Raw genomic sequence first — 15,323 nt, forward strand, 5'->3', positions numbered from 1 at the left:
GATCCCGGGGAGCTGGTCTCAGCCGCGGCCGTCGATCAGCTCCCCGTAGGCCTGGACGAGGTCGGGCAGGCGCAGGGTCGCCAGGTCCTCCCGGCCCGGCGGCTCGCGCAGCAGTGAGAGCCGCAGGTCCCGGTAGGCGCAGGACTTCTCGTAGAGGGTGCGGATGAACCGGCCGTTCCCGAGTTCGTCGATCCAGCCCTCGCGGACCACGTGGGCGCAGATGCTGGCCAGTTCCTCGGCCGCGTCCTCGTCCCAGCCGTCGCCGTCCCGGCCGGCCAGCGCGGCGCCGATCGCGGTCAGCTCGTTCGGGCGGTAGCTGGGGAAGTCGACCCGGGTGGTGAAGCGGGAGTTGAGGCCGGGGTTGGTGGCGAGCAGCCGGTTCATGCCCTCGGGGTAGCCGGCCAGGATCACCACCAGACGGTCGCGGTTGTCCTCGGCGCGTTTCAGCAGCACCTGTAGGGCCTCGTCGCCGTAGGCGTCGCCCTTGGTGTAGCCGGAGTTGGAGAGGCTGTACGCCTCGTCGATGAACAGCACGCCATCCAGCGCCGAATCGATCAGCTCGTTCGCCTTGACCGCGGTCTGGCCGAGGAACTCGCCGACCAGGTCGGCCCGTTGGGCCTCCACCAGGTGGTCGCCGGAGAGCAGCCCGAGGGCGTGGAAGACCCGGCCGAGGATCCGGGCCACGGTGGTCTTGCCGGTGCCGGAGGGGCCGGAGAAGACGAAGTGGCGCTTGGGCGGCTGGACCGGCAGGCCCTGCGCGGCCCGGAGTCTGGACATCCGCAGCTGCGCCGACAGCGCCCGCACCTGGCGCTTGACCGGCTCCAGGCCCACCATCAGCGAGAGTTCCGCCAGCGCCGCGTCCAACTCGCGCTCGTCGTCGACCGGTTGGGTGGCGGGCAGTGGAGCGGTGCGGGGCTGGGCCTCGGCGCGGACCGGAGCCGGCAGCGGGGTGGCGGAGCCGCCCGGCGAACCCGACCGCTCGCCGGCCGCCTGCGGCGCGGGGTCCGCCGTGGAGGCGTCGCCCGGGCCGGGCCCCGTGAGAAACCCGACGCCCTCGACGAATCCGACCCCGCCGGTGTACCCGGCGCCCTCGGTGTACCCGGCGCCCTCGGTGAACCCGGGGGCCGCGTCGCCGAAGCCCCCCGCCGTGGCGTACCCGGCCCCGTCCTGGAAGTCCGCCTCGTCCGCCTCGTCCGGCGCGGTGTCCTCGTACCCGGCCGACCGACCGCCCGCCGGTAGGCCGCCGTCCAGCAAGGCGTCCGGCAGGTCGTCCGCCAACCCGTCCTCCGCCGCGATCGCGGCCAGCCGCGCGGCGGTGTCCATGAACACCGGATCGGCCCGGTGCACCGCCCGGTAGAGCGGCAGCGCGGCCGCACTGCGCCCGGCCCCCTCGTACGCCCGGGCCAGCCAGTACCGCAGCTCCTTGCGCTGGGGCTGCTCGGAGCGGCAGCGGGCCAGCGAGGCGGCCAGCGGCGCCTGCGCCTGGGCGCACATGTCCAGCCGGACCCGTGCCATGCCGGCGAACAGCCCGGCCTCGATGCCGAGCAGTGGGTCGTCCAGCAGCCGGTCGGTGTCCCGGATCAACTGCTCCCAGTCCTTGAGCAGATAGGACCGGCAGGCGTACAGGAACTGGGCGGACGGGTCCTCGCTGGGCGCCGGGCACTGTTCCAGCGCCCGGTCCAGCTCGGCCAGGTGGCGGCCGTCCAGCCAGTGCGAGGCGTGCGCCAGAGCCAGGTCGCGGGCGTCCTCCAGGACGGGCTGCACCCACCAGCCCAGCCAGTACCAGGAACTGAGCGGGCGGCGGTGGCGCCGCCGCTGCTCGCCGAACCGCTTCTGGTTGCGGTACATGGCCAGCAGCGCCGCCGAGGTGTCGCTGCGCAGCGCGTGCAGGCCGAGCCAGGCGTCGGCCATGCCCGGGTCCAGCCGGACGGCCGCGCGGAACTCCTCCTCGGCACGGGCGTACGCGCCCGCCGTGTACGCGTCCATGGCACGCAGCCACGCGCGTTCGGCGAGCCGGTCCGGGCCGCCCGCGTTGCTGTCCGAACTGTCCACCGTCGTCACTCACGCCCCCCGCGGCTTGGCCCGGGGCTCGGTGGCAGGTCGCCTGCGTGCAGCCGGGCCGGTGGTCGAAAGCCCCCGGGCGCATCTGCGCCTGCGAGGAATCGTACCGGCGTGGCGCTGATCCGGAAGGGCGCCCACGGAGTCAAATGCGATCGTGTGAGCGGTCGTTGAGCGGGTGGGGGCCTGGACCGGGGGTGGGGGAGCGCGATTCGGAAAGGACCGGACGGCGCCCCCGGCTCACGGGGGAACAAGCCGGGGACGCCGGGTCCGAGGCGGCCGGAACATCCCGTTCCGGCGGCTGAGGAGAACCTAAATCCTGGCGACAGCGCAGGTCAAGGGCTTGTTGAAGGTTCACCCACGGTGCCCGGCGTGATTCGTCCGGTCACCCCGTCGACCCGCGTCCCGGCGAACGGACGGCTCGGATCCGCGGCGAAATGCGCCGATTCGGCCCGGGCCCAGCCGGCCCAGAACTCGGCCAGATCCGGCCCGTCCCGCTGCTCGCCGCGCCGCCGGGCCGAGGCGGCGTCCAACTCCAGCCAGATCACCCGGGCCAGCCACGGCCGCACCGCCCGCCGTCCGGCGCCGACGCCCTCCACCAGCACCACCGGGGCGACCGGCACCGCGGCCGTGCCCGCGAAGCGGCGCAGCGTCCAGTCGTACACCCGGTACGCGCCGTCCCGGCCGGCCGCCAGCGGCTCCAGCACCTGTTCGCGCAGCCGCCCGGTCCAGCCGAAGGGCTCGGCGTGGGTGGCCAGGTCGTCGAGGTGGACCACCGGCGCCCCGCCGAGCGCCGCCGCCAGCCGCCCGGCGAAGGTCGTCTTGCCCGAGCCCGCGTGCCCGTCCACCGCGACCAGCCGCACCGGCCCGCAGGAGGGCGGCAGTGCGCGCAGCTCCGCCGCGAGCGAGGCCACCGCGTCGCCGGGAACGGGTGGAAGGGCGGGGAAGAGGGGTCGGGAAGCAGCCACAACGGCAACCCTACGGTGCCGTAGCCCACCAGTCCGTCCAGTTACTCCTGGGTGATCGTGACGGCGGCGCGGGTTTCCGGCATACTCGCATCGCCATGCCTGTGAACGGCCGTTCACCGTAATCCGGTGCCGGTCGGGCCGACCTGCCACACCCGCGCCGGACCAGCCACACCACGCTCCGGTGCCCGATCGAGGAGGCGACCGCCGCCATGACCCCGTCCCCAGTGAAAGCCGTGGAGCGCCAGCTGCCCAGCGAGGAGGCCCACGAGCTGCTGAGCCTCACCCGGGACCTGGTCCAGCGCGAGCTGCAGCCCCGCGCGGCCGAGGACGAGGCCGCCGGCCGCTTCCCGCGGGAGGTCTTCCGCACCCTCGGCGAGGCCGGCCTGCTCTCCCTCCCCTACGACGAGAAGTACGGCGGCGGCGGGCAGCCCTACGAGGTGTACCTGCAGGTGCTGGAGGAGCTGGCGTCCGGCTGGCTGGCCGTCGGCCTCGGGGTGAGCGTGCACACCCTCTCCTGCCACGCGCTGGCCGGCTTCGGCACCGAGGAGCAGCGCGGCCGGTGGCTGCCCGGAATGCTCTCCGGCGAGCAGCTCGGCGCCTACTGCCTCTCCGAACCGCAGTCCGGTTCGGACGCGGCCGCGCTGCGCACCCGCGCCGACCTCGACGGCGACGCGTACGTGGTGAACGGCACCAAGGCGTGGATCACCCACGGCGGCCGGGCGGACTTCTACAGCGCCCTGGTGCGCACCGGCGGCGAGGGCTCCAAGGGCATCAGCTGCCTGCTCGTCCCGGGCGACGCACAGGGCCTGTCGGCCGCCCCGCCGGAGCACAAGATGGGCATGCGCTCCTCGCCGACCGCGCAACTGCACTTCGACGGCGCCCGGGTCTCCCGCGACCGGCTGATCGGCGAGGAGGGCCAGGGCTTCCAGATCGCGCTCGCCGCACTGGACTCCGGCCGCCTCGGCATCGCCGCCTGCGCGGTCGGCGTCGCCCAGGCCGCGCTCGACCTCGCGGTCGACTACGCGCGCACCCGCCGTCAGTTCGGCCGCCCGATCGCCGAGTTCCAGGGCCTGTCCTTCATGCTCGCCGACATGGCCACCCAGATCGAGGCCGGGCGGGCGCTCTACCTGTCCGCCGCCCGGCTGCGGGACGCGGGCCTGCCGTTCTCCAAGGAGGCGGCGATGGCCAAGCTGTTCTGCACCGACGCCGTGATGCGGGTGACCACCGACGCGGTCCAGGTGCTCGGCGGCTACGGCTACACGCAGGACTTCCCGGCCGAGCGCTACATGCGCGAGGCGAAGGTGCTGCAGATCGTCGAGGGCACCAACCAGATCCAGCGCCTGGTGATCGGCCGTCACCTCACCAAGGGCTGAGCCCCCCACAAACGGCCTCCGGCCGTCACTCCAGGGTGCGGAGTGACGGCCGGAGGCGTCTTCGATCCTGCGTCAACCCGCCTGCGCGGGCGGGCGGATCAGCAACCCGCCCGCGCGGGCCGGCGGATCAGCGCCGGACCAGGCGGCGGCGCTGCTCGGGGATGGCCGAGATGACCGGGACGGCCGGGGCGACGACGGCGGTCCGCGTCGGCCGGTGCGCCACCGCGTGCGAGAACGGCTGGGTGCGCCAGTCGAGTTCGGTGGGGAGCCTGAACAGCGCGTCGAGTCCGGCGGGTTGGGCGTCCTCCGGGGTCTCCACCTCGGCGAGGTCGTCGGTCGGCGTGCCCGAACCCGGGCACAGCGCGGGGGTGAAGGGGTTCCAGGCGGTCGGCAGCAGCGCGTGCTGCGGCAGCCGCTCCTCGTCGGCCACCAGGGCGATCGGGCGGCGGCACTCGGGGCAGTGCACCCGGAAGATGTCCCAGGTCTCGGCCTCGCCCGGGTCGATGCCCGGGACGTGGCCGTGATCGACCGCGAGGTCGTCGCGGCCGGTCGTATCGTCGGTCTCGTCGGCGCCCAGGGCACGCTGGTCAGTCGGCATGAGGATCCCCCTCGGATCGGGCCCGGCGTGGTCGCCCGGGGCCACAACCAGCACTTCCCTTCGATTCGGGCTCATAACCCTGCGGTCCGGTGCACCGTGATGCACCGGGTGTGTCCTTGGCCACATCCACTGCCACATTCGCCTGGCATTTGCCCGCGTGACACCTGCGGGCACCCGATGTGACACCGCGTGCGCCCCCCGTGCCCCCGACCGGGTAGGTTTGCGCACTGTGGAGGATCTCGACCAACGCATCGTCCAGCTGCTCCTAGAGGACGGCCGGATGAGCTACACGGACCTGGGCAAGGCCACCGGCCTGTCCACCTCGGCGGTGCACCAGCGGGTGCGCCGCCTCGAACAGCGCGGGGTGATCCGCGGCTACACCGCGATCATCGACCCCGACGCCGTCGACCTGGCACTGACCGCGTTCATCTCGGTCAAGCCCTTCGACCCCAGCGCCCCGGACGACACCCCCGAACGGCTGGCCGGCCTGCCCGAGATCGAGGCCTGCCACAGCGTCGCCGGCGACGAGAACTACATCCTCAAGGTGCGCGTCGGCGCCCCCGGCGACCTGGAGGACCTGCTCGCCCGCATCCGCAGCGCCGCCGGCGTCTCCACCCGCACCACCGTCGTCCTCTCCACCCCCTACGAGGCGCGACCCCCGAGGCTCTGAGGACGAACCCCGCAGGTGCAGACTTAGCGGCATGACCGAACGCACTTCCCGGACCGTCCTGCTGCGCGGCGGCGCCGTCTACAGCCCCGCCGACCCCTTCGCCACCGCGATGCTCGTCGAGGGCGAGCACATCGCCTGGGTCGGCAGCGACGGCGCCGCCGAGGCGTACGCCGCCACCGCCGACGAGATCGTCGACCTGGACGGCGCCCTGGTCACCCCCGCCTTCGTCGACGCCCACGTGCACGCCACCGCCACCGGCCTGGCGCTCACCGGCCTCGACCTCACCGGCAGCCCCTCGCTGGCCGACGCCCTCGCCGCCGTCACCGCCTTCGTCGACGCCCGGCCCGAGCCCGGCGGGGTGCTCATCGGCCACGGCTGGGACGAGACCGGCTGGCCCGAGGGCCGCCCGCCCACGCTCGCCGAACTCGACGCCGCCGCCCGCGGCGCCGCGCTCTACCTCTCCCGCACCGACGTGCACTCCGCGCTCGCCACCACGGCGCTGCGCACCCTCGCCCCCGGCCTGGCCGAGCGCCCCGGCCACACCGCCGACGGCCCGCTCACCAAGGACGCCCACCACGCCGTCCGGCGGACCGCGCTCGCCCACCTCACCCCCGAGCAGCGCGGCCGCGCCCAGCGCGCCACCCTCGCCCGCGCTGCCGAACTCGGCATCGGCGCGCTGCACGAGTGCGCCGGCCCGGAGATCTCCTCCGAGGCCGACCTGGCCGCCCTGCTGGCCCTCGCCGCCGAGGGTGAAGGCCCCGAAGTCTTCGGCTACTGGGGTGAGTTGGGCGGCGTCGAGACGGCCCGCCGGCTCGGCGCGGTGGGCGCCGGCGGCGACCTCTTCGCGGATGGCGCGCTGGGCTCGCACACCGCCTGCCTGCACACCCCCTACGCCGACGCCGAGCACACCGGCACCGCCTACCTGACCGCCGAGCAGGTCGCCGACCACGTCGCCGCCTGCACCGAGGCCGGGCTCCAGGCCGGCTTCCACGCCATCGGCGACGCGGCCGTGGCCGCCGTCCTGGACGGCGTCCGGGCGGCCGGGGAGCGGGTCGGCGCCGGGCGGGTCAAGGCGCTGCGCCACCGCGTCGAGCACGCCGAGGCGCTGGACGACGAGTCCGTCGCCGCCTTCGCCGAACTCGGCCTCACCGCCTCCGTCCAGCCCGCCTTCGACGCCGCCTGGGGCGGCCCGGACGGCATGTACGTCCAGCGCCTCGGCGCCGAGCGGGCCGCCGCGCTCAACCCCTTCGCCGCCCTGCTGCGGGCCGGTGTGCCGCTGGCCTTCGGCTCGGACGCCCCGGTCACCCCGCTCGACCCCTGGGGCACCGTCCGCGCGGCCGCCTTCCACCAGACCCTGGACCACCGGATCTCCGTCCGCGCGGCCTTCACCGCGCACACCCGCGGCGGCTGGCGCGCGATCGGCCGCGACCAGGACGGCGTGCTCGTGCCCGGCGCCGTCGCCAGCTACGCGATCTGGGCCGCCGACGAACTGGTCGTCCAGGCCCCGGACTCCCGGGTGGCGGGCTGGTCCACCGACCCGCGCTCCGGCACCCCGGGCCTGCCCGACCTCACCCCCGGCCACCCGCTGCCGGCCTGCCTGCGCACCGTCGTCCGCGGCCGCACCGTCCACCGGGCCGCCGAGTAGAGCCGAGCAGACCCGCGTGAACCCGGCCGAAGCGGCGGCCTGGCGGCCGTGGGGCGACCCCCAGGACGACCGCCCCGCTGGTCCCCGCCGGCTTCACCGTCCCCCGCGAGCTGCCCGCCCCGGACTTCCGCCCGGAGCCCCTGGGCGGGCAGCACCGCGCCGCCGACCCCGCCGCCCGGTCGGGGGCGTGTGCGGCAAGGCCCGCCGGGCCGTGAGGCGCTGACCCTGCTACCACCCTGACCTCACGCTTCCCTGACCTTCCGGGGTACCTTCTTCGGACAGCGTCCGAACAGCAAGATCCAGGAAGATGGTGCGCCGGTGGCCATGCCCGTCACCCAGGAGCGGCCGGGGGCCGCACCCGAGCCGGCGGAGTCGGCGCCCAGGCCCGGCCGGGCCGCCCGCGCCGTCGCCAAGGTCCGGGCGGGCCTTCCCCGCACCGGCCTCGCGGCCCTGGCGGGTCTGCTGCTCGCACTCGCCTTCCCGCCCTTCGACCTGTGGCCGCTGTCGCTGGCCGGCGTCGCCGCGCTGTCCCTGCTCACCCGGGGCCGCACCGTCCGCCAGGCGGTCTGGACGGGCTTCGCCTTCGGCCTGCCGTTCTTCCTGCTGCTGCTCAGCTGGCTGCGGGTGGTCGGCTGGGACGCGACGGTCGGCCTGTCGGTCGTGGAGGCGCTGTTCCTGGCCGTCCTCGGCGGCGGTCTGGCCCTCACCTCCCGGCTGCCGGCCTGGCCGCTCTGGGCGGCCTGCCTGTGGATCACCCAGGAGTGGGCGCGCGACCGGCTGCCGTTCGGCGGCTTCCCGTGGGGGCGGCTGGCCTTCGCCAACACCGCGACCCCGTTCACGCCGCTGGCCGCGCTCGGCGGCGCACCGCTGGTGACCTTCGCGGTCGCCCTCTCGGGAGCCCTGCTCGCCGGCGCCGCGCTGCGCCTGCGCGGGCCGCGCAAGACGCCCCGGGCCGCCGCGCTGGCGGGGCTGGGCGCGGTGGCCGCGCTGCTGGCCGGGTACCTGGTGCCGGTGCCGACCGCGCCGGCCGACACCGTGAAGGTCGCCATCGTCCAGGGCAACGTGCCCAACCCGGGCATGGACTTCCTGGGCCGCCCGATGATGGTCCTCAACAACCACGCGGTGGCGACCGAGCGGCTGGCCGCGGACATCGCCGCCGGCAAGGCCGAGCGCCCCGACATCGTGATCTGGCCGGAGAACTCCTCCGACCTGGACCCGTTCAGCGACCCGCTCGCCTACCAGCGCATCGACCAGGCCGTGAAGACGGTGGGCGTGCCCACCCTGGTCGGCACCCTGGTGGACGGCCCGGACGCGCAGCACGTCCAGAACGAGGGCATCGTCTGGGACCCGAAGACCGGCCCCGGCGCCTCCTACACCAAGCAGCACCCCGTCCCGTTCGGGGAGTACGTGCCGTTCCGCGCCCAGCTGATGAAGGTGATCACCCGGCTCCAGCGGGTCGCCCGGGACTTCTACCCCGGCGACCACAACGGCGTCATGCAGCTCGGCCCGGCCCGGATCGGCGACGTGATCTGCTTCGAGGTCGCCTACGACGAGATCGTCCGCGACACCGTGGACAGCGGCGCCCGCGTCCTGGTGGTCCAGACCAACAACGCGACCTATGCCAAGACCGGCCAGCCCGAGCAGCAGCTCGCGATGAGCCGGCTGCGCGCGGTCGAGCACGGCCGGGCCGTGCTGATCGCCGCCACCAGCGGCATCAGCGCGGTGATCGCCCCGGACGGCACGGTCCAGCAGCGTACCGAGGAGCTGACCGCGGCCGAGCTGTCGGCGGTCGTCCCGCTGCGCGACGGCACCACGGTCGCCGACCGGGTCGGCGCCGCGCCGGAGTGGACGCTGGCCCTCGCGGGCCTGCTGGCCTGCGGCGCGGGCGTGCTGGTCGGCCGCCGACGGAAGACCGGCGCCGGAACACCGGCCGCGGGGGAATCGTTGGACCAGGTGGTGCCGTAGCCGGCCCGGACCTCCCGTGCGGCGCGCAGAGCACTGCTTGGAGTGGATTCGTACCGTGACCCAGCAAGCTACCCCCGCCCGTCCGGCCCCGCGCGGCAAGCTCCGCCGGGTGCTGCCGCTGCTGATCACCGCCTGGCTGGTGCTGGAGATCTGGCTGCTGGTCCAAGTGGGCTCGTGGCTGGGTGGATTCGTCGTCGTGCTGCTGCTCGTCGCGGGCGCGCTGATCGGCGGTTCGCTGATCAAGCGGGCCGGGCTGAAGGCGCTGTCCGCGGCGATCGAGCAGAGCAAGGACCCGAAGTCCGAGCAGCCCGAGACCGGCACCAGCCTGACGGTGCTGGCGGGCCTGCTGCTGATCGTCCCGGGCTTCCTGTCGGACCTGGTGGCGCTCACCCTGCTGTTCCCGCCCACCCGGGCGCTCTGGCGGGCCGGTGGCCGCCGGGTGGCCGACAAGGCGCTGCGCAGCACCGTCGCCGGGGCTGATCCGTTCGCGGACGCGATGCGGCTGCAGGAACAGCTGCGCATCCACCGCCCGGACGGCAAGGTGATCCAGGGCGAGGTGGTGGAGCCCGGTGATGGCCCGCGCGGTCCGCAGGGCCCGGACACCACCTACCGCCCGCCGATCTCGGGCTGACCGCCCCTCCCGGGAACGCGAGAGCCGGCCTCGCCTCGCCTTCCCGGGAGCGCGCGGGAACGCGAGGCGGGAACGCGAAAGGGACCCTGGTGACCAGGGTCCCTTTTCGCGTCCTCCCGCCGTGGCGGGAGCGAGGTCAGGCGCTCTTGCGGGTGTCCCGCGGGTGTACCGCGAGGTTCATTCCGCCGGAGCGGAGCACGGCCAGTCGCTCGGCCAGTACCTCCTCCAGTTCCTCACGGGTCCGGCGCTCCATCAGCATGTCCCAATGGGTACGCGTCGGCTTGACCTTCTTCTCTTCCGGCTCGTCGCCGTCGAGAAGTACCGCCTCCTGGCCACAGAAGCGGCATTCCCAGGCCTGGGGGATCTCCGCCTCGACCGAGAAAGGAACCTCGAATCGGTGTCCGTTCTGACATGCATACTCGACGGTCTGGCGGGGAGCCAGATCGATACCGCGGTCGGTCTCGTAGCTAGTGGCCCCGAGTCGCGTGCCGCGGAGAGCTCGCTCGCTCATGAATCGTGCCTCCCGGGCTTATGGCCCACAGGACTAGTGGTCGCTGTTCTTCGTCGTTCGGTCAACGCTCGGCTTCCGACGAAGATTCCCGTCCGGGGACATGCGTCGTCTGTCGTGCCGCCCCTGTTTGTACCCATCGGCGCCCGATTTGTCACATCTGGCCGTGGATATCACCCTAGGTGTCACCTATTTCACATCTGGTGATCGGTCGGCCTTTCCGGGACGAGCCTACCGGGGCGGGATTCGACGACCGCCGCCGCCCCCGCCCGACGTGGTCAGGAGATCGGGCGGGAACGGATCATCGGCTCGCCCTTGGCGAGGTCGACCGGGTGGGCCCGGGGGGCCGGATCGGCGGGCAGGACCACCGGCGGGCGCTCCGGCCGGGGCGGCAGGTCGGCGGCGGCCTCGGTGCGGGTGTCGCGGTGCGGCAGCAGGGCGATCACCGCGTCCCGCAGCTGGGCCGGGGCCTCCTCGTCCAGCGGGTCGACGGTGGCGGGCACCTGGAGCCGGACGGGGGTGCCGTTGCCGATCCGGGCGTAGCCGCGGCCGGCGGGGGCGTGCGCGGCGGGCACGATGTCCAGCGGCGCGCCGAGCACGGCGTGGCCCTCCTCGGGGCCGGCGGGGCCGAGTACCACCCGGGCCCGGGTGGTGGAGCGCACGGTCGAGGTGATCCGGCCCCTGGCCTCGACGTCGTCGGCGATCACCACGGTGACGCGGGCGGCGCGGCCGTGCCGCAGCGGCAGTTCCAGCAGGTCCTGCGGGTCCGGGCGGCCCTCGGCGTGGGCGAGCTCGCTCAGCTCGGTCGGGTGGTCCAGGAGCAGCCAGAGCGGGCGGGTGGCGTCCTCGGGGGGCGCGGTGCCGGCGTGCCGGGCGGCGTTCAGCGCGGCGAGCCGGCGCTCGGTCTCCTGCGCGGCCCACTCCAGCGCGGCCAGCGCGCCGTGCAGGCTGGTCTCCACGGTGTGCACGCCGGGTCGGTTGACCAGGCAGGCGTGCTCCCCGGTGCCCGCGCCGTCGACCACCACCAGGTCCCCGTACGGGAGCGCCTGGAGCGCGATCGAGCGGATCAGGCTGGAGGTGCCGTAGCCGGTGACGCCGAGCGCCAGCAGGTGCGGCTCGGCCGAGCGGGGGCCGGTGCGCCAGACGACCGGCGGCTGCTGGGCGATCGCGCCGCCCTGGGTGACCGGGATGGTCCGGGCGGTGCCGTCCTCGTCGGTGAAGCCGAGCACGATCTCGCCGGGGGCGGCCACGAAGCGCTGGGCGACGATGTCGGCGGGCAGCGGGGTGAGTGCGGCGATCCGCAGCCGGTTGGACTCCTCGTCCCAGTCGAAGCGGTACTCCCGGGCCCGGCCGGCCTTGCCCTGGACGACCTGCTCGATCCGGGCCCGCGCGATCGGCTCGGTGTCGGTGAAGTACGCCGGGTAGCCGAGTTCCAGCCGGGAGAGCCGGCCCTCGTCGTCGAACTCCCAGGAGCCGAAGGCGTTCTTGTAGTGGCCCTCGTAGTGGTACAGCGGGTTGGCGTCCTCGGGGCCGCACAGGTACGGCGTGAGTGCCGCGTAGAGCGCGCCGAGCTTGATGTCGGCGACGTCCGGGGCGGGCGGGGCGGGTGCGGGCTTGGGGGCCCGGCCGGCCCAGGCGGAGCTGGCCATCAGGGCGATCAGGGCGAACAGCAGGCCGTGCGGCAGCAGGTAGACGCCGACCAGCATCGCGGCGGAGAGGAACAGCGTCGGGCCGCGGCGCTCCTTCGGGGTGGCGTTCCAGCGGTCCTTGGCCCAGCCCGCGTGGTGGCGCAGTCCGCGGCCGATCACGGAGAGCGGGGCGAACATGTCGGAGGCGTGGTCCCCGGCGGTTCGGGCGATCTCGCGGCCCTTGCTGAGATGGCGTTGGAGCGGCATTCCTTGACTCCCCGGGCGAGTGGGACGGGTCGGGTGGCGGGGGCGGAGCCGGTACGACGGGACCCGGGGCGGTGGGATCCGCGCCCGGGCCCGTGCGGGGGAGTGGCAGCGCCTGGAACGTGGACCGCTAGAACTTGAGGCCGCCGAGCAGGCTCGCCAGGCTGGCGCCGCCGGCGGTGATGCTCGGGGCGATCGAGGAACCGGCGACGTAGAAGCCGAAGAGGGCGCAGACGACGGCGTGGGAGACCTTCAGCCCGTCCCTGCGGAAGAACAGAAAGGCGATGGTGCCGAACAGGACGATGCCGGAAATCGAGAGGATCACGTTCTGCTCCTCGGGGAGGGGGGACGGGGACCGTGTTACGGAAAGTGCGCTAATCGTGACAAAAAGTAATAGATGATGGAACGGTGCAAATGGGTGGTTTCCCGTTCAACGTCGCCCTGGAGTTCGGGCGAAGGCGGGCGGACCGGCCGGGGTGGGGCCGTGTCCCGCGCAGTTCCAGTGCGGCGAGGCATTCCCGCCGGGTGGGCGGGAGGTTTCCGGGGGGTCGGGGAAGTTCGCCCGGATGGCCGCCGTTCGAGGGCTGCCATCCGCCATCCGGACGCGCGCTGGCCCGGCCCGGCGCCCGGCCGCTACGGTGCGGTACGCGCGGCTCCTCCAGCCGCACTCCGCCAGCGACACTCCTCCACCGTGGCTCTGCCGCCTGCGGAACCCGCAGAACCCGTAGGACCCGCAGAGCCCGCAGACCGGAAAGGCCGCCCGCCATGACCGACGCCGCCAGCCAGCAGCCCGCCGACGCCCCCGGCGCCCCCGACGCCGAGGTGATCGCCCTGGCCGGAAAGCTCTTCGACGCCGCCCGGGCCGGCGAGACCGACACCCTGGCCGCCTACGTGGACGCCGGCGCGCCCGCCGACCTCACCAACGACCGCGGCGACACCCTGCTCATGCTCGCCGCCTACCACGGCCACGCCGCCACCGTCGAAGCCCTGCTGGCGCGAGGCGCCGACCCGAACCGCGCCAACGACCGCGGCCAGACCCCGCTCGCCGGCGCCGTCTTCAAGGGCGCCGAGGACGTGCTGACCGTCCTGCTGGACGGCGGCGCCGACCCCGCCGCCGGCACCCCGAACGCCGTCGACACCGCACGGATGTTCGGCAAGAACGAGCTGGTCGCCCGTTTCGAGGCCCGCTGATCCAGGTCGTAGGCTCTTCCCTCATGAAGAGCACCACCATGGAGGCCGGAACCGTCGAGTTCCGCGTCACCGGCTACGCCCACCCCGACGCCCAGGCCCTGTCGGCGGAGGTGCAGCAGGAGTACGTCCGCCGCTACGGCGACCCCGACGAGACCGTGCTGCACCTCGATGACTTCGACTCGCCGGCCGGTCTGTTCCTGGTCGCCTACCTCGACGGCCGACCGGTCGCCTGCGGGGGCTGGCGGGCCAAGCAGGCCGGGCCGGACGGGCTGCGTGACGGCGACGTCGAGCTGAAGCGGATGTTCGTGGTCCCCGCCGCCCGCGGCCGTGGCCTGGCCCGGGCGGTGCTGCGCCGCCTGGAGCAGACCGCCGCCGAGGCCGGACGCACCCGCGTCATCCTGGAGACCGGCACCGAGCAGCCCGAGGCCGTGGCGCTGTACGGGTCCGAGGGGTACGCGGCGATCCGGAAGTTCGGCATCTACCGCGACCACCCGCAGAGCATCTGCCTCGGCAAGGAACTTCCCGCGGCGGCCTGACCGGCCCGCCCGCCGGGTAGGCTCACGACACCTCTTAGGGGGGGCGATGAGCCAGCAACCGCCAGGAGCCGACCGGCTCCCCGCCCTGGCCGCGCCCGGTGGGGAGCTGGACCGGCTGGTCCGGGGCGGCGTGCGCACCGTCGGGGCCGGCGCCGTCTGGGCCGTCGGCGAGGCCGGGGGGACGCTCGGCGGCGGCGCGCACGGCGTGCTCGGGCAGGGCCCGTACGCCCGGCTCGCCCCCGGGCCGGACACCCGGTACGACCTCGCCAGCCTCACCAAGATCATCGCCCTCTGGCCCTGCGCCGGAGTGCTCCGGCAGGCCGGGCGGCTCCCGCTCGACGCACCGCTCGGCCACTGGTGGCCGCCCGCCTCCGGGCACCCCGCCGGTGCGGTGACGGTCCGTCAACTCCTCGCGCACACCGCCGGAATGCTCCCTCGCACCGGATTCGAGCAGCTCTACGGGCGCGACCTCGCGGCGATCCGGGCCGGGGTGATCGCCGCCCCGCTGCACCGCGCCCCCGGTGCGGCCGTCGAGTACACCGACCGCGCCGCCGTCCTGCTCGGCTACCTCGTCGAGGACCTCGGCGGCGCGCCGCTGGACGAGCTCGCCACCCGCTGGATCTGGCGGCCGCTCGCCATGGCCGACACCCGGTACGGGCCGCTCGGCCCCGCCGACACCGCCCGCACCGCGCCCACCGAGTACGACCCGCGGGCCGGGATCCACCTGTGCGGCGTCGTCCACGACCCCTCGGCCCGGCTGCTCGGCGGCGTCTCCGGCAACGCCGGGGCCTTCTCCACCGCCCGCGACCTCGCCCGCTTCCTCGCCGCGCTGCTCGCCCCGCCGCCCCAACTGCCTTGGGGCGAGGCCTGGATCGCCGAGTCGCTGCGCGAACAGACCGGCGGCCTCGCCCCCGCCCGCGGCCTGTCCTGGCTGTGCGCCCCCGGCACCGACCCCGCCGAGGGCGCCTTCGTCCACTACGGCTTCACCGGCACCGGCATCTGGATCTCCCGGCGGCTCGGCCGCTGGGCGCTGCTGCTCACCAACAAGGTCCACTACGACCGCGACATCCAGCCGCTCACCGACCTGCGCAACGCCTACCGGCGGGCGGTCTTCGGTTAGGGGCTCTCTTTCGGATCGCGCCGGACGCGCGGCGTGATCCGAAAGAGAGCCCCTGGGTCCGTTCCTGCGTCGAGTACCCGATCGGGTGGATTAGGGCACGAACCGCCGGATCCGGCACGGGGGTTGCGGCAGAGTGGCCACCGCGACGGGGCACCGGCGGAGGAGGCG

General features: G+C 74.5%; 14 protein-coding genes. 8 read left to right on the top strand and 6 right to left on the bottom strand.

The features are described from left to right. Positions 1-18: 18 nt before the first annotated feature. Together AB0P03_RS09535 and AB0P03_RS09540 are read right to left on the bottom strand one after the other, a co-directional pair. Positions 19-1,986, bottom strand: coding sequence for an AAA family ATPase (locus AB0P03_RS09535; protein ID WP_363628422.1), 1,968 nt, complete (start codon positions 1,984-1,986; stop codon positions 19-21). A 407-nt stretch (positions 1,987-2,393) separates the two neighbouring features. After that, a complete protein-coding gene (locus AB0P03_RS09540) occupies positions 2,394-2,972 on the bottom strand; it encodes a hypothetical protein (protein WP_363369767.1) in 579 nt (192 codons plus the stop codon). Between the two features lie 263 nt (positions 2,973-3,235). Here AB0P03_RS09540 and AB0P03_RS09545 point away from each other — a divergent pair, with 263 nt between their 5' ends. Next, the gene (locus tag AB0P03_RS09545; protein ID WP_363628226.1) at positions 3,236-4,399 is read left to right on the top strand and encodes an acyl-CoA dehydrogenase family protein; all 1,164 of its coding nucleotides are present in this window, start codon (positions 3,236-3,238) and stop codon (positions 4,397-4,399) included. A gap of 127 nt (positions 4,400-4,526) precedes the next feature. On the opposite strand, the gene AB0P03_RS09550 is transcribed toward AB0P03_RS09545, so the two are convergent. Continuing rightward, positions 4,527-4,997 carry a hypothetical protein gene (locus AB0P03_RS09550; protein ID WP_363581684.1) on the bottom strand — a complete coding sequence of 157 codons (471 nt, stop codon included), beginning with the start codon at positions 4,995-4,997 and terminating at the stop codon, positions 4,527-4,529. A 229-nt stretch (positions 4,998-5,226) separates the two neighbouring features. Between AB0P03_RS09550 and AB0P03_RS09555 the strand changes: the two genes are divergently transcribed. The 4 genes from AB0P03_RS09555 (at position 5,227) to fxsA (ending at position 9,908) form a co-directional block, all read left to right on the top strand. Further along, positions 5,227-5,667 (top strand): Lrp/AsnC family transcriptional regulator, encoded by a 441-nt coding sequence (locus AB0P03_RS09555; RefSeq protein WP_350883567.1) that lies wholly within the window; start codon positions 5,227-5,229, stop codon positions 5,665-5,667. A 31-nt stretch (positions 5,668-5,698) separates the two neighbouring features. After that, positions 5,699-7,312, top strand: coding sequence for an amidohydrolase (locus AB0P03_RS09560; protein ID WP_363628228.1), 1,614 nt, complete (start codon positions 5,699-5,701; stop codon positions 7,310-7,312). A 324-nt stretch (positions 7,313-7,636) separates the two neighbouring features. After that, entirely contained in the window at positions 7,637-9,277 is a 1,641-nt protein-coding gene (lnt, locus tag AB0P03_RS09565) for an apolipoprotein N-acyltransferase (RefSeq protein ID WP_363628230.1), read from the top strand. Between the two features lie 55 nt (positions 9,278-9,332). Further along, positions 9,333-9,908, top strand: a complete 576-nt coding sequence (gene fxsA / locus AB0P03_RS09570) for an FxsA family membrane protein (protein ID WP_363628232.1) — start codon at positions 9,333-9,335, stop codon at positions 9,906-9,908. 136 nt (positions 9,909-10,044) lie between these two features. On the opposite strand, the gene AB0P03_RS09575 is transcribed toward fxsA, so the two are convergent. From AB0P03_RS09575 to AB0P03_RS09585, 3 genes are all read right to left on the bottom strand, one after another. Beyond that, entirely contained in the window at positions 10,045-10,419 is a 375-nt protein-coding gene (locus AB0P03_RS09575; RefSeq protein WP_030306127.1) for an RNA polymerase-binding protein RbpA, read from the bottom strand. A gap of 275 nt (positions 10,420-10,694) precedes the next feature. Further along, on the bottom strand, positions 10,695-12,311 hold the full coding sequence (locus AB0P03_RS09580) for a hypothetical protein (protein WP_363628233.1): 1,617 nt from the start codon (positions 12,309-12,311) through the stop codon (positions 10,695-10,697). Positions 12,312-12,438: 127 nt separating this feature from the next. Next, positions 12,439-12,633, bottom strand: a complete 195-nt coding sequence (locus AB0P03_RS09585; RefSeq protein WP_063346460.1) for a hypothetical protein — start codon at positions 12,631-12,633, stop codon at positions 12,439-12,441. Between the two features lie 440 nt (positions 12,634-13,073). Here AB0P03_RS09585 and AB0P03_RS09590 point away from each other — a divergent pair, with 440 nt between their 5' ends. Genes AB0P03_RS09590 through AB0P03_RS09600 form a run of 3 tightly spaced genes read left to right on the top strand, consistent with a single transcriptional unit; the run spans position 13,074 to position 15,155 of the window. Next, positions 13,074-13,499, top strand: a complete 426-nt coding sequence (locus tag AB0P03_RS09590; RefSeq protein WP_363581694.1) for an ankyrin repeat domain-containing protein — start codon at positions 13,074-13,076, stop codon at positions 13,497-13,499. 23 nt (positions 13,500-13,522) lie between these two features. Next, entirely contained in the window at positions 13,523-14,035 is a 513-nt protein-coding gene (locus tag AB0P03_RS09595) for a GNAT family N-acetyltransferase (protein WP_363581696.1), read from the top strand. A gap of 46 nt (positions 14,036-14,081) precedes the next feature. Continuing rightward, positions 14,082-15,155 (top strand): serine hydrolase domain-containing protein, encoded by a 1,074-nt coding sequence (locus AB0P03_RS09600; RefSeq protein ID WP_363628234.1) that lies wholly within the window; start codon positions 14,082-14,084, stop codon positions 15,153-15,155. Positions 15,156-15,323: the final 168 nt, after the last annotated feature.

Source organism: Kitasatospora sp. NPDC088779 (assembly GCF_040685395.1).
Taxonomy (GTDB): domain Bacteria; phylum Actinomycetota; class Actinomycetes; order Streptomycetales; family Streptomycetaceae; genus Kitasatospora.

Bases quoted from the DNA above. Each gene is read 5' to 3' on its own strand.
- AB0P03_RS09535 (WP_363628422.1), bottom strand. From the start codon at position 1,986: ATGGACGCGTACACGGCGGGCGCGTACGCCCGTGCCGAGGAGGAGTTC.
- AB0P03_RS09545 (WP_363628226.1), top strand. From the start codon at position 3,236: ATGACCCCGTCCCCAGTGAAAGCCGTGGAGCGCCAGCTGCCCAGCGAG.
- AB0P03_RS09550 (WP_363581684.1), bottom strand. From the start codon at position 4,997: ATGCCGACTGACCAGCGTGCCCTGGGCGCCGACGAGACCGACGATACG.
- AB0P03_RS09560 (WP_363628228.1), top strand. From the start codon at position 5,699: ATGACCGAACGCACTTCCCGGACCGTCCTGCTGCGCGGCGGCGCCGTC.
- lnt (WP_363628230.1), top strand. From the start codon at position 7,637: ATGCCCGTCACCCAGGAGCGGCCGGGGGCCGCACCCGAGCCGGCGGAG.
- AB0P03_RS09575 (WP_030306127.1), bottom strand. From the start codon at position 10,419: ATGAGCGAGCGAGCTCTCCGCGGCACGCGACTCGGGGCCACTAGCTAC.
- AB0P03_RS09580 (WP_363628233.1), bottom strand. From the start codon at position 12,311: ATGCCGCTCCAACGCCATCTCAGCAAGGGCCGCGAGATCGCCCGAACC.
- AB0P03_RS09590 (WP_363581694.1), top strand. From the start codon at position 13,074: ATGACCGACGCCGCCAGCCAGCAGCCCGCCGACGCCCCCGGCGCCCCC.
- AB0P03_RS09595 (WP_363581696.1), top strand. From the start codon at position 13,523: ATGAAGAGCACCACCATGGAGGCCGGAACCGTCGAGTTCCGCGTCACC.
- AB0P03_RS09600 (WP_363628234.1), top strand. From the start codon at position 14,082: ATGAGCCAGCAACCGCCAGGAGCCGACCGGCTCCCCGCCCTGGCCGCG.